Consider the following 11,786-nt stretch of genomic DNA (forward strand, 5'->3'; position numbering starts at 1 on the left):
CCCACGGAACAATGCCTACGTTCAGCCATCGTGGTTTAACGGGGCGCCTAAGATCAAAAACAAAGCAGAAGCGAGGCGGCCTGACAGCCGACCTGACCTCTAAGGCATTCGCGTTTCCCCCATCCCCCACGTAGCAGCTGTCGAGCGCCAGCGAGGCTGCGTGCTCTTGATCTGCTTTTGATCTTGATCTTGATCTTGATCTGAGGCGCCCCGTTAAACCACGCTGGCCGAACGTAGGTATTACGCAGTGGGTATCCCGGCATGGATGCCGGGATAGCCGCGCTGGGCCATGGATGGCCCGTCGCGGCGGCCCACGGAGTAATGCCTGCGTTCGGGCACACCGAGCCTGAGCGAGGTGCCGAGTGGTGGGGCAAGAGCCCTTTGGTTACTTTGGGCTGGGCCGGCATTCCGGCTTTTCCAAAGTGACCCGCCGTAAGGGCGGAACCTTAGGTAGCCGTTACCAAAGGAATGGATATGCACCCAATCCAACTCAAACCCCACACAACCCAAGCAACAACCCCGTGTCCAAATGCCTCTCCACCAAATCCGCCAACCGCTCAATATCCCGCTCACGCAACCCGTGATAATCCACCGCCTGCACATCCTCCAACCCCGCCCAGCGCAACAACGCACTACACGCCGCCGGCGTCTCAAACACCCCATGCAGATAAGTGCCAAGAATCTGCCCATCATCACTTCGGGCACCATCAAAGCGCCCATCATCCAGCACCACCAACGGCTGCTCCAAGGCACGACCTGTGGTCACCCCCGCGTGAATCTCATAACCACTGACCTCAGCATCCTCCAACAACAACCGCCCACGCACATTACGCAGTTGCTTCTCTTCTTCCAAAACAGTGCTGAACGCAAACAACCCCAGACCCTCGCTGGAACCCGCAGCCCCTTCCAACCCCAGCGGGTCATGCACCTGCTCACCGAGCATCTGCAACCCCCCACAAATCCCCAACACCTTGCCGCCATACCGCAAGTGCCGAGCAATTGCCGTGTCCCACCCATTGGCCCGCAAATACGCCAAATCACTGCGCACACTTTTCGAGCCCGGCAAGATAATCAGGTCTGCCGCAGGAATCCCCTGCCCCGGCCCGACAAACTGCAAATCCACCTGGGGATGCAACCGCAGCGGATCAAAATCCGTGTGATTACTGATACGTGGCAACACCGGTACCACCACCTTGAGCACATGCGCGGCCTTATCAATCTGGCGCTGGTCAATGCCGTCCTCGGCCTCCAGATGCAAGTCCATCACATAAGGCAGAACACCCACCACCGGCTTGCCTGTGCGCGCCTCAAGCCAGTCCAGCCCAGGCTGCAACAAAGCCATATCGCCACGAAACCGGTTGATGATAAAACCCTTGACCCGCGCCTGTTCGGTCGGCGATAGCAGTTCCAGCGTCCCCACCAAATGGGCGAAAACCCCGCCACGATTAATATCGGCAATCAGCAACACCGGACAATCCACCGCCTCGGCAAAGCCCATGTTGGCAATGTCATTGGCCCGCAGATTGATCTCCGCCGGCGAGCCCGCGCCTTCGACCATGACCACCTGATACGCCGCACTCAAGCGCTCATGGGAAGCCAGTACCGCCTGCATGGCGATAGCCTTGTAGTCGTGATAGGCCACGGCGTTCATGCTGGTGACGGCGCGCCCATGGATGATCACCTGGGAGCCGGTGTCACTGTTGGGCTTGAGCAGCACCGGGTTCATGTCGGTATGGGGCGCCAGGTTCGCCGCCTGGGCCTGGACCGCCTGGGCCCGGCCAATCTCACCACCTTCGGCGGTCACTGCGCTGTTAAGCGCCATGTTTTGCGGTTTGAACGGCACCACCGCCACGCCCTGGCGCACCAGCCAACGACACAGCGCGGTCACCAGAGTGCTTTTGCCCGCATCGGACGTGGTGCCTTGCACCATCAAGGTACTCATGAGGCTTCCCTGTAGGCGATCAAGGCGTGTTCCAGCCGCAGCCAATCGGCGTCGGCTCCCGGCAGGCCGAAACGCAGGCTGCTGTCGTGGACAAACAAGCGCAGCAGAATGCCACGCTGGGCCATGAATTCATGCAGGTGTTCGGCGCGCTCGGTGATCAGCCACTGAAACAAGTCACAGCCGCCCTGAGGTTGCAGGTCGAAGCGCTGCAGCAGCTCGCACAGTCGCCGGCTGGCCTCTTCACAGCGCAGTCGCTGCTGGACGTGACCGGCACTGTCTCTCAGGCACACCTGGCCCAGCACTCGCGTCGGCCCGCTGACCGCCCACGGCCCGACCTGTTCGGCCAGCAGTTTGAGCAACCTGCGTTCGGCCAGGACAAAGCCCAGCCGCACGCCGGCCAGGCCGAAAAACTTGCCGAACGAACGCAACACGATCAAGCCCACTTGATCAGCCTGGCTCGCCAGGCTCAGTTGCGGGGTGTTGTCCATGAAGGCTTCGTCTACCACCAGCCAGCCGCCGCGCTCGGCAAGCCGTGCGTGCCAGTCCAGCAGGCGCTGCGGGGGCAAACTCAAGCCTGTGGGGTTATTGGGGTTGACCACCACCAGCACGTCGAGGCTGTCGAGAAAGAAGTCGACTTCCTGCTCCAGCACTTCACGCACGATATAGCCAGCGCGGCGCCAGGCTTCGGCGTGCTCGGCATAACACGGCGACAGCACGCCGACCTTGCCCGCACGCCGCAAGCGCGGCAGCAGTTGGATCGCCGCCTGGGAACCCGGCACCGGCAGCACCTGGGTGGCGCCGTAGTACTCGCAGGCTGCCTGCTCCAGGCCATCGTCGGTCTCTGGCAGACGTGCCCAGGCCCGTAGCGGGATTTGCGGGATAGGCCAGGGCCAGGGCGCGAGGCCACTGGACAGGTCCAGCCAATCGGCCTCGGGAACGCCATATTGCAGGGCTGCCTTGCGCAGCCGACCACCATGCTCAAGCATAAAACTCAGCCCCCACACACAGAATCAGCAACCACAGCCACACCCCGCGCTGCACCAGTTGCCAGCCACGGTCGATGGAATCGGCATCCGCCGGCACACCTTCACCCAGTTGTGGACGCTGATGCAGTTCGCCGTGATAAATCGCTGCGCCGCCCAACTCGACACCCAGCGCACCAGCACCGGCAGCCATCACCGGGCCCGCATTGGGGCTGTCCCAGGTCGAGCCCTGGGTGCGCCAGCATTTAAGAGCCAGCCGGGTTTTGCCCAGCAGCGCGTAGGTCAAGGCCACCAACCGTGCAGGAATATAGTTCAACACATCATCGATCTTTGCCGCAGCCCAGCCGAAGCGTTCAAAACGCTCATTGCGATAGCCCCACATGGCATCCAGCGTGTTGCTCAGGCGATAGAGCACCACGCCGGGCACGCCAGCAACGACAAACCAGAACAGCGCCGCGAACACCGCATCGCTGCCGTTCTCCAGCACCGATTCGGTAGCCGCGCGGGCGACTTCGGTGCGGTCCAGTTCGCTGGTCTGGCGGCTGACCAGATAACCGACACGTTTACGTGCTTCTTCGAGATCATCACTGCGCAGAGCCTGGGCCACCGGTGCCACGTGTTCGCCAAGGCTGCGCATGCCAAGGGCACAATACAGTGCAAGAATGTCTATGACCCAACCCATGTAGGGCGCCCACGACAGGGCCGTGGCCAGCAAGGTCAACGGTATGACCGCGATCACCCACGCGGTGACACCATGACTGCGCCAGCCACGACCGGCAGAGTTGAAACGTTGCTCGATGCGCCCGGCGAAATTGCCGAACGCCACCAGCGGATGCCAGCGCCTGGGTTCGCCCAGCAGCGCATCCAGCGCCACGGCAGCGACACTCAGCAAGGCCACACTCATTGACTCACTCCCCAATAATTTTCATACAGCATGTCGCTCAATGGACGTGGTTCGGTCCAGCCTTCGAGTTGCAACATCGGGGCCGGGTAAAACTCGGTGACCGGCCCGAGACACAACACCGCCAAAGGTTTTGCGCCGGGCGGCAAGCCCAACAGATCGGCCAGAGCCTGGGGCTCGAATAAAGAGACCCAACCCATGCCCAGCCCCTCGGCCCGGGACGCGAGCCACAGATTCTGGATCGCGCAGGACAAGGACGCCATGTCCATTTCCGGCAGGGTACGGCGGCCGAAGATATGCCGCTCGCGATCATCCATCAGTGCCGCTACCAACACCTCGGCGCAATCGTTGATGCCTTCGACCTTGAGCCTCATGAACTGGTCAGAGCGCTCGCCCAGGGCAACCGCTGTACGCACCCGCTCTTGCTCCACCAACTGCTGGATCTGGCCGCGCAGATTGCGGTCGCTGATGCGGATAAAGCGCCAGGGTTGCATCAGGCCGACGCTAGGTGCCTGATGCGCGGCTTGCAGCAGGCGTTGCAACAGTTCCGGGGCGACAGTGCCGCCGCTGAAGTGGCGCATATCGCGGCGTTCGGCGATGGCGCGGTAGACGGCGGCGCGCTCGGTTTCGGGGAAGGCGTTGTGGCTCATGGCGCTATCGCGGCCTCGCGGTCGGGCGCAAACAGTGCCGCCACCGCAGCCGGGTTGGACGGGAAATAAAAGTGCACATAAGAAGCCGTCATCCGCCCTTGCCGGTAAACCGCCTCGGCGCCGCGCCCGCCATTGGGGCTCAGGCCCCGGGCAATGGGCTGCCACTCGGTGGTGGTCAGGGAGTGATGATAGGTGTGGCCACGCAACAGGCCTTCCGGCAACTCGACATTCTGCAAGGCCAGGGCGGCCAGGCGCTTTTGCATCACGGCATCGCCCTGAAGCAGGCCGACAAGTTCTGCGCGGGTGCCGTCCACATCGGTCAGCGAGTCCAGCAGATAGAGCATGCCGCCACATTCGGCCAGCAACGGTTTGCCGGCGGCGTGATGGGCACGGATCGCTCTCAACATCGTGGTGTTTTCCGACAACGCCCGGTGATGCAGTTCCGGGTAGCCACCGGGCAGGTACACGCTGTCGGCCTCGGGCAGCTCACGATCATGGATCGGCGAGAAGAAGCGCAACTCGGCCCCCATCGCCCGCAACAGATCGAGACTGGCGCCGTAAGTGAAGGCAAACGCTTCATCACGGGCCACGGCAATGCGCACACCGGCCAGCAGCGGCTCGGCCTCGATCACCTCTGGCGCGGCGAACTCCACCGGCGGTGGCAGTGCCACCTCGCAACTGCCACCCAAGGCTTGGGCGGCAGCGTCCAGACGCAGGTCCAGGTCATTGAGCTCGCTGGCTTGCACCAGGCCCAGGTGGCGGCTGGGCAACTCAATACCCGTCTCACGGGACAGAGCGCCATACCAGCGCAAGCCCTCGGTGAGGCTCCCTTCCAGCAACTGCGCATGGCGCAACGTACCGACGCGGTTGGCCAGGACACCGGCAAACGGCAGGTCCGGCTGGTAACGCGCCAACCCCAGCGCCAGAGCGCCAAAGGTCTGAGCCATGGCCGTGCCATCGATCACGGCCAGTACCGGCACACCAAAGTGCCGCGCCAGGTCGGCGCTGGAAGGCGTACCGTCGAACAGACCCATGACGCCTTCAATCAGGATCAGGTCAGCCTCCCCCGCCGCTTCCCACAGCAATCGGCGACTTTCCTGCTCTCCGACCATCCACATGTCCAATTGATAGACCGGCGCACCGCTGGCGCGCTCGTGGATCATCGGGTCGAGAAAGTCCGGGCCACACTTGAACACCCGCACCTTGCGCCCAAGGTTGCGGTGCAAGCGGGCCAATGCGGCGGTGACGGTGGTTTTGCCCTGGCCTGACGCCGGCGCGGCGATCAGGACGGCAGGGCAATGACGGGGCTGATTCAAAGTTCGATGCCCTTCTGTGCCTTGATCCCGGCCTGGAACGCGTGCTTGAGCATGCCCATTTCGGTGACGGTGTCAGCCATTTCAATCAGCTCAGGCTTGGCACCGCGACCGGTGACCACTACATGTTGCATCGGCGGGCGGGCCTGCAAGTCGCCAAGCACCTGGTCCAGGTCGAGATAACCATGCTTAAGGGCAATGTTCAGTTCATCCAGCACCACCAAGCCGATGGACGGGTCCTGGAGCATTTCCCGGGACACTGCCCAGGCGGCCCCGGCAGCGACGATGTCACGCTGACGGTCCTGGGTTTCCCAGGTAAAGCCCTCGCCCATCACGTGGAAACGCACTTGCTCGGGAAATCGGCGGAAGAACAACTCCTCGCCCGTGCTGGTGCGGCCCTTGATGAACTGCACCACACCGCACTGCATGCCGTGGCCCATAGCCCGGGCAAGCATGCCAAAGGCCGAGCTGCTCTTGCCTTTGCCATTGCCGGTCAGCACCAGCAGCAATCCGCATTCGTTCGGTGAATTGGCAATACGTTCGTCGATCACCGCTTTTTTGCGCAGCATGCGCGCCAAGTGGCGTTCGTCACGATCAGGGGAATCAGTCATGGCAGCTCTCCGTTGGGGCTGGACAAAAACGGCGGGCAGGAAAAGATAAAACAGACAGCCAAGCATCGCCCACCGTGATGCTGTTGGATGAGTCAGGCCGGTCTCCGGGCTCATGAGCGACGCTCTCTTCAAGAGCATGTCGACGGTACGCCTTCCCATATCGCGGGGCGATACAGTGGCTGAAAGCACCGTTTTGACTCATTTACCGTTGCGGGGGCAGCGCCGGGATCGCGGCCTCACTGTTGAAAAGTGTGCTCACTCACCGGCTTCCCTGTTTCACTCTGTCGACACACACGCCACAGAGCACCTGAAACAAGCCGCGAAGGTTAGTGGGTTGGGGGTGGAGCGTCAAATAAAGCCGGCTGTGCACTTGAACCATCGCACTACTAGGCTCCTCTATCACTACAGGTATTAAGGAGAAAACCATGCACAAGACCCGACTCGCCTTACTCATCATGGTCGCAGGCACCCTCGCCGCCTGCGGTGAAAGCTCCACCCTGCAAGTCTCGGACGGTACCGGGCGATCCCCCCAATTGCCGGCGCCGAACAAGACCCTGATTCCCACCGTCAACATCGCCCCGGCGATCGGCTGGCCCGACGGCGTCAAGCCGACCGCAGCCGCCGGCACGCAAGTGGCGGCGTTCGCTGAAGGCCTGGATCACCCGCGCTGGCTGTACGTACTGCCCAACGGCGATGTACTGGTAGCCGAAACCAACGCACCGCCCAAGCCGGATGACAGCAAGGGTATTCGTGGCTGGGTCATGGGGAAAGTCATGGGGCGCGCCGGTGCCGGGGTACCCAGTCCGAACCGCATCACCCTGCTGCGCGATGCCGATCACGATGGTGTCGCCGAAACTCGCACGGTGTTTCTGGAAAACCTCAACTCACCGTTCGGCATGACTCTGGTGGGCAACGACCTGTATGTCGCCGATTCGGATGCGTTGCTGCGTTTCCCCTATCAGCCGGGCGAAACGGCCATCAAGGCGGCGGGAACCAAGGTCGTCGATTTACCCGCAGGCCCGCTTAACCATCACTGGACCAAAAACGTGGTGGCCAGCAAGGATGGCAATAAGCTGTACGTCAGCGTCGGCTCCAACAGCAACGTCGCCGAGAACGGCCTGGAAGCGGAGCAGGGCCGAGCCGCCATCTGGGAAGTGGACCGCGCCACCGGCCAGCACCGAATCTTCGCCTCAGGCCTGCGTAACCCCAACGGTATGGCGTGGGAACCCCAAAGCGGCAAACTGTGGACGGCGGTCAACGAGCGCGATGAAATCGGCAGCGACCTGGTGCCGGACTACATCACCTCGGTCAAGGACGGCGCCTTCTACGGCTGGCCGTTCAGTTACTACGGACAACACGTTGATGTGCGTGTAACACCGCAGAATCCTGAACGGGTAGCCAAGGCCATCGCCCCGGACTATGCCGTCGGGCCACACACCGCCTCACTGGGGCTGACCTTCGCCGAAGGCAGCACGCTGCCCGCTCAGTTCAGCAACGGGGCGTTTATCGGCCAGCACGGCTCGTGGAACCGCAAGCCCCACAGCGGTTACAAGGTGATCTTTGTGCCGTTTGAGGCAGGCCAGCCGAAAGGGATGCCGGTGGATGTGCTGACCGGCTTCCTTAATAGCGACGAGAAAGCCATGGGTCGGCCGGTGGGTGTGGTGATCGACAAACAAGGGGATTTGCTGGTGGCGGATGATGTGGGGAACAAGGTGTGGCGGGTATCGGCGGCTAAATAGCCATTGCTGAAAACAAAAGAGGGAGCCCAAGGCTCCCTCTTTTGTTTTGTGTTGCCTTATGGATTGCGCGCCAGATGCTCAGGCTGCAATACGCGCTTGGCACTCAGGTAGGCGTTCTGCCAATAAGCTTTGGACAGTGTGTCCAGCTTCACCGTACCGCCGGTTTGCGGCGCGTGTACAAAGCGCCCCTCACCCACGTAGATCCCGGCGTGGCTGACTCGCGAGCCACCACCGGTGGCGAAGAAGATCAAGTCACCGGTCTGCAAGGCGTTTTCGCTCACATCCTGGGCACGCATCACAATCAGCTCACGCGTGGTACGCGGCAAAGAGATACCCGCGGCGTCACGGTAGACAAAGCCAATCAAACCACTGCAATCAAAGCCCGAGTCCGGTGTATTGCCGCCCCAGCGATAAGGTGTACCGACCAGGCCCAGCGCACGAAAAAGCACGTCTTCGGCCGCTGGCGAAAAGGTTTGGCTGGAATAGTTGAACACCGGCCTGGGCTTGACGGCCACGGGTACAGGTGGGGGGCGACTTGCACAGGCGCTGAGCAGCGCGGCGCAAACGAGAAGAATTAGGCGGGCCGAGGTCGACATGGGCAGAACAATCCTGATCTGGATGCGGCTTTCGCTGCCGAACGCTGGAAACCAGATCGCGCAAGCAAGGCTCGCGCGATCAGTTCACAACAATGTCCAGAGATTCTAGCTCTTACACGTCAAACTTCAAGTATCACTTTAACTTTACTTGCGAGCGGTAACGCTGGTCGGGGCCATGGCGAGGGCGCGCTTGGCTTCGATAAAGGTCTTGCTCCAGTAGCTGTCGCCCAGCTTGTCGACCCGCACACCACCGCTGCGGCGGCTGCTGGAGTGGATAAACTGGTCATCACCCAGGTAGATACCGGCGTGGCTGACACGACCACGACCATTGGTACTAAAGAAAAGCAGATCACCGGGTTTGAGGTTGTTTCGTGCGACCAACGGTGCATCCACGTTGATCATTTCGCGGGTAGAACGCGGCAAATTCATGCCAGCCTCTTCACGAAACAGGTAACCGATGAAGCCACTGCAGTCGAAACCGGCTTCAGAAGTACCGCCAAAACGGTAACGGGTACCGATCAGGGACATGCCGCGTTCGAGGATGCTGTCGGCCAGAACTGGAAGCTGGTAAGGCTGGCTGCCGGCGAAATCGGCCAGTTCTTTTTCGGTGGCGACTTCTTCTGAATAAACAGCTTCCTGATAAACAGTGGAAGACTGCGCAGCGACGAATTTTTGTTGATTCTGTTGTTGAGGTTTTTGCTGCTCAGCCACTTGTTGCGGGTGGGTGGCGCAACCAAACAACAGGCTAACGAGTGCGAGAGGCACGAGGGGTGCAAAGCGATTTAGCATGGGCACGACCGTGGCTGAATGTGTAAAGAAGCCGAGACTATGCCTTCTATCATATCGATTTGCAAATTCAATCGTGAACTATGTGACTTCTTGTTTGAAGCGCGACATCTAAGCCCTTACACCCCATTTAGACCCTTTTGCGTGGCCAAACCGGCAAAAACGCAGGTTTTCTGGCGCCTGAAATTTGCCGAAGGCCCCATTTTTAAAGGGCTGGCTACCAGCCGAGGGTTTCCTTGAGGAAGGGAATGGTCAGCTTGCGCTGAGCCTGCAAGGAGGCCTGGTCGAGCCGTTCGAGCAACTCGAACAGCGCGCTCATGCTGCGGGTGCCACGGGTGAGGATAAAGTGCCCGACTTCGTCGGTCAGGTGCAGGCCACGACGGGAGGCACGCAGTTGCAGGGCGCGCAATTTGTCTTCGTCGGAGAGTGGACGCATCTGGAAAATCAGCGCCAGGGTCAGGCGGGACTTGAGGTCCGCCAGCTTCACCGGCAATTCCCGGGGCGAAGTAGACGCGGCAATCAGCAAACGCCGGCCGCTGTCACGCAATCGATTGAACAGATGGAACAGCGCCTCTTCCCAATCCGCACGCCCTGCCACTGCCTGCAAATCATCCAGGCACACCAGCTCGTATTGCTCAAGGTTGTCGAGGATCTCGATACCACGGTCCAGCAGCTCCGCCAGCGGCAGGTAAACCGCGGGTTCCCCCATCTGCTCGAACCGCAGGCAAGCGGCCTGTAGCAAGTGGGTACGCCCCACGCCGTCCTTGCCCCACAGATAGATCAGGCTTTCGGTCCACCCGGCGTCGGCTTCGCATAGCCGCTCGACATAGCCGAGTGCAGCGGCATTGGCGCCTGGGTAGTAATTGATAAAGGTAGCGTCGTCACGCAGACGCACACCTAGGGGCAGCTGAATCGGTTTCATGCTGACTGAACAGTTCCCATCGAACCGTTAGGGGCCTCTGTGTAAAGTTTGCAAAGTTTATACCCGTGACGCCGGGCGCACAATGCAACAGACCACAAGCAAAATCAAAGGTTTGCGTTAACTCGTTGGATTTCGTGGAGATTGTTTGACGCGATGGCCAAATGCCCAGGCCCCATCAACAACAAACCCGGCACCAGGCCGGGTTTGAAAGAGGGAGCCCAACCTTGGATTTATAAGTCAGGTTCGTCGACACCGGCGTAGATATCCGAGTCTTTATACAAATCATGCACATGGCGCACCAGCACCATAATCACCGCTGCCACCGGCAGCGCCAGCAAGATACCGGTAAAGCCAAATAACTCACCGCCCGCCAGGATCGCAAAGATCACCGCCACCGGGTGCAAGCCGATCCGGTCTCCCACCAGCAACGGTGTCAGTACCATGCCCTCCAGGGCCTGGCCAACCATGAACACCGCGACAATCCCCAGCATCGGATACAAGTCACCACCAAACTGGAACAACCCGGCCACCAGCGCCGCGCCAATACCAATGACAAAGCCCATGTACGGCACAATCGCCGCCAGGCCGGCAATCAGACCAATCAGCAGCCCCAGCTCAAGACCGATAGCCATCAGCCCCGCCGCGTAGATGACTCCCAGGGCCAGCATCACCAACAACTGACCACGGACGAAGGCACCGAGCACTTCGTGGCACTCCTCGGCCAGGGACACGATGCGTTCTTCGCGGTCACGAGGCAGCAGACTGCGGACCTTCGCCATCATGATGTCCCAGTCCCGCAGCAGGTAGAACGCCACTACCGGAATCAGCACCAGGTTGGTCAACCAGCCAATCAGCGCCAGGCTGGACGCCGTGGCCTGGCTGAGCACCACGCTGACAATGTCCGTGGTCTGACCCATGTGCTCACTGATGGCGGCCTTGACCTTGTCGAACTTCCAGAAGCCATCAGCCAGGCCAAGCTTGGCCTGGGCCCAGGGCATGGCAGTGTGCTGCAACCAATCGAGCATTTGCGGCGCCAGCTCATAGAGCCGAAACAACTGCTTGGCCAGCATCGGCACCAACACCAGCAGCAGCGCCATGATGATCAAGGTGAACAGCGCAAACACCGTCACCACACCCCAAGTCCGCGACAGACCAGCCTTCTCCAGGCGATCCACCACCGGATCGAACAGATAGGCCAGCAGCAACGCGACCAGGAACGGCGTCAGGATCGAATGCAGCAAGAACACAAAAACGCACAGCAGGACAATCCCGCCAAGCCACACCCAACGACGCGTATCCGTCATAAACCACTCCATTTTTCAGTTGCTGCTATATAAGAAGAA

General features: G+C 60.8%; 11 protein-coding genes and 1 riboswitch. Of the genes, 1 reads left to right on the top strand and 10 read right to left on the bottom strand.

All coding sequences use genetic code 11. The features are described 5' to 3' along the window. Positions 1-490 precede the first annotated feature (490 nt). The 6 genes from J7E41_RS19640 to cobO are packed head-to-tail and all read right to left on the bottom strand — an operon-like array spanning position 491 to position 6,400. Complete coding sequence (locus tag J7E41_RS19640; RefSeq protein ID WP_214995380.1) at positions 491-1,942, bottom strand: cobyric acid synthase; 1,452 nt, start codon at positions 1,940-1,942, stop codon at positions 491-493. Beyond that, a complete protein-coding gene (cobD, locus tag J7E41_RS19645) occupies positions 1,939-2,928 on the bottom strand; it encodes a threonine-phosphate decarboxylase CobD (RefSeq protein WP_214995382.1) in 990 nt (329 codons plus the stop codon). The genes J7E41_RS19640 and cobD overlap by 4 nt, the downstream gene beginning before the upstream one ends. Continuing rightward, positions 2,921-3,829 carry an adenosylcobinamide-phosphate synthase CbiB gene (gene cbiB, locus J7E41_RS19650; RefSeq protein WP_214995383.1) on the bottom strand — a complete coding sequence of 303 codons (909 nt, stop codon included), beginning with the start codon at positions 3,827-3,829 and terminating at the stop codon, positions 2,921-2,923. Before cbiB ends, cobD begins: the two co-directional genes overlap by 8 nt. Beyond that, on the bottom strand, positions 3,826-4,476 hold the full coding sequence (bluB, locus tag J7E41_RS19655; RefSeq protein ID WP_214995385.1) for a 5,6-dimethylbenzimidazole synthase: 651 nt from the start codon (positions 4,474-4,476) through the stop codon (positions 3,826-3,828). Before bluB ends, cbiB begins: the two co-directional genes overlap by 4 nt. Beyond that, positions 4,473-5,792, bottom strand: coding sequence for a cobyrinate a,c-diamide synthase (locus J7E41_RS19660; RefSeq protein ID WP_214995386.1), 1,320 nt, complete (start codon positions 5,790-5,792; stop codon positions 4,473-4,475). Before J7E41_RS19660 ends, bluB begins: the two co-directional genes overlap by 4 nt. Beyond that, entirely contained in the window at positions 5,789-6,400 is a 612-nt protein-coding gene (cobO, locus tag J7E41_RS19665) for a cob(I)yrinic acid a,c-diamide adenosyltransferase (protein WP_214995388.1), read from the bottom strand. The genes J7E41_RS19660 and cobO overlap by 4 nt, the downstream gene beginning before the upstream one ends. 78 nt (positions 6,401-6,478) lie before the next feature. Further along, positions 6,479-6,726: riboswitch (cobalamin riboswitch) on the bottom strand. Positions 6,727-6,825: 99 nt separating this feature from the next. Between cobO and J7E41_RS19670 the strand changes: the two genes are divergently transcribed. Further along, on the top strand, positions 6,826-8,139 hold the full coding sequence (locus tag J7E41_RS19670; RefSeq protein ID WP_214995390.1) for a PQQ-dependent sugar dehydrogenase: 1,314 nt from the start codon (positions 6,826-6,828) through the stop codon (positions 8,137-8,139). 56 nt (positions 8,140-8,195) lie between these two features. Here J7E41_RS19670 and J7E41_RS19675 read toward each other — a convergent pair whose 3' ends face one another. From J7E41_RS19675 to J7E41_RS19690, 4 genes are all read right to left on the bottom strand, one after another. Beyond that, positions 8,196-8,735: a C40 family peptidase gene (locus J7E41_RS19675; protein ID WP_214995392.1), complete on the bottom strand. Its 540-nt coding sequence runs from the start codon at positions 8,733-8,735 to the stop codon at positions 8,196-8,198. A 144-nt stretch (positions 8,736-8,879) separates the two neighbouring features. Next, the gene (locus J7E41_RS19680; protein ID WP_214995393.1) at positions 8,880-9,524 is read right to left on the bottom strand and encodes a C40 family peptidase; all 645 of its coding nucleotides are present in this window, start codon (positions 9,522-9,524) and stop codon (positions 8,880-8,882) included. Positions 9,525-9,738: 214 nt separating this feature from the next. Next, positions 9,739-10,443 (bottom strand): DnaA regulatory inactivator Hda, encoded by a 705-nt coding sequence (hda, locus tag J7E41_RS19685; protein ID WP_054049492.1) that lies wholly within the window; start codon positions 10,441-10,443, stop codon positions 9,739-9,741. A gap of 230 nt (positions 10,444-10,673) precedes the next feature. Further along, positions 10,674-11,747: an AI-2E family transporter gene (locus tag J7E41_RS19690; protein WP_214995395.1), complete on the bottom strand. Its 1,074-nt coding sequence runs from the start codon at positions 11,745-11,747 to the stop codon at positions 10,674-10,676. Positions 11,748-11,786: the final 39 nt, after the last annotated feature.

Origin of the sequence: Pseudomonas fluorescens (assembly GCF_018614655.1) — a bacterium.
GTDB lineage: Bacteria > Pseudomonadota > Gammaproteobacteria > Pseudomonadales > Pseudomonadaceae > Aquipseudomonas > Aquipseudomonas fluorescens_BX.

Bases quoted from the DNA above. Each gene is read 5' to 3' on its own strand.
- J7E41_RS19640 (WP_214995380.1), bottom strand. From the start codon at position 1,942: ATGAGTACCTTGATGGTGCAAGGCACCACGTCCGATGCGGGCAAAAGC.
- cobO (WP_214995388.1), bottom strand. From the start codon at position 6,400: ATGACTGATTCCCCTGATCGTGACGAACGCCACTTGGCGCGCATGCTG.
- hda (WP_054049492.1), bottom strand. From the start codon at position 10,443: ATGAAACCGATTCAGCTGCCCCTAGGTGTGCGTCTGCGTGACGACGCT.
- J7E41_RS19680 (WP_214995393.1), bottom strand. From the start codon at position 9,524: ATGCTAAATCGCTTTGCACCCCTCGTGCCTCTCGCACTCGTTAGCCTG.
- cbiB (WP_214995383.1), bottom strand. From the start codon at position 3,829: ATGAGTGTGGCCTTGCTGAGTGTCGCTGCCGTGGCGCTGGATGCGCTG.
- cobD (WP_214995382.1), bottom strand. From the start codon at position 2,928: ATGCTTGAGCATGGTGGTCGGCTGCGCAAGGCAGCCCTGCAATATGGC.
- J7E41_RS19675 (WP_214995392.1), bottom strand. From the start codon at position 8,735: ATGTCGACCTCGGCCCGCCTAATTCTTCTCGTTTGCGCCGCGCTGCTC.
- J7E41_RS19670 (WP_214995390.1), top strand. From the start codon at position 6,826: ATGCACAAGACCCGACTCGCCTTACTCATCATGGTCGCAGGCACCCTC.
- J7E41_RS19690 (WP_214995395.1), bottom strand. From the start codon at position 11,747: ATGACGGATACGCGTCGTTGGGTGTGGCTTGGCGGGATTGTCCTGCTG.
- bluB (WP_214995385.1), bottom strand. From the start codon at position 4,476: ATGAGCCACAACGCCTTCCCCGAAACCGAGCGCGCCGCCGTCTACCGC.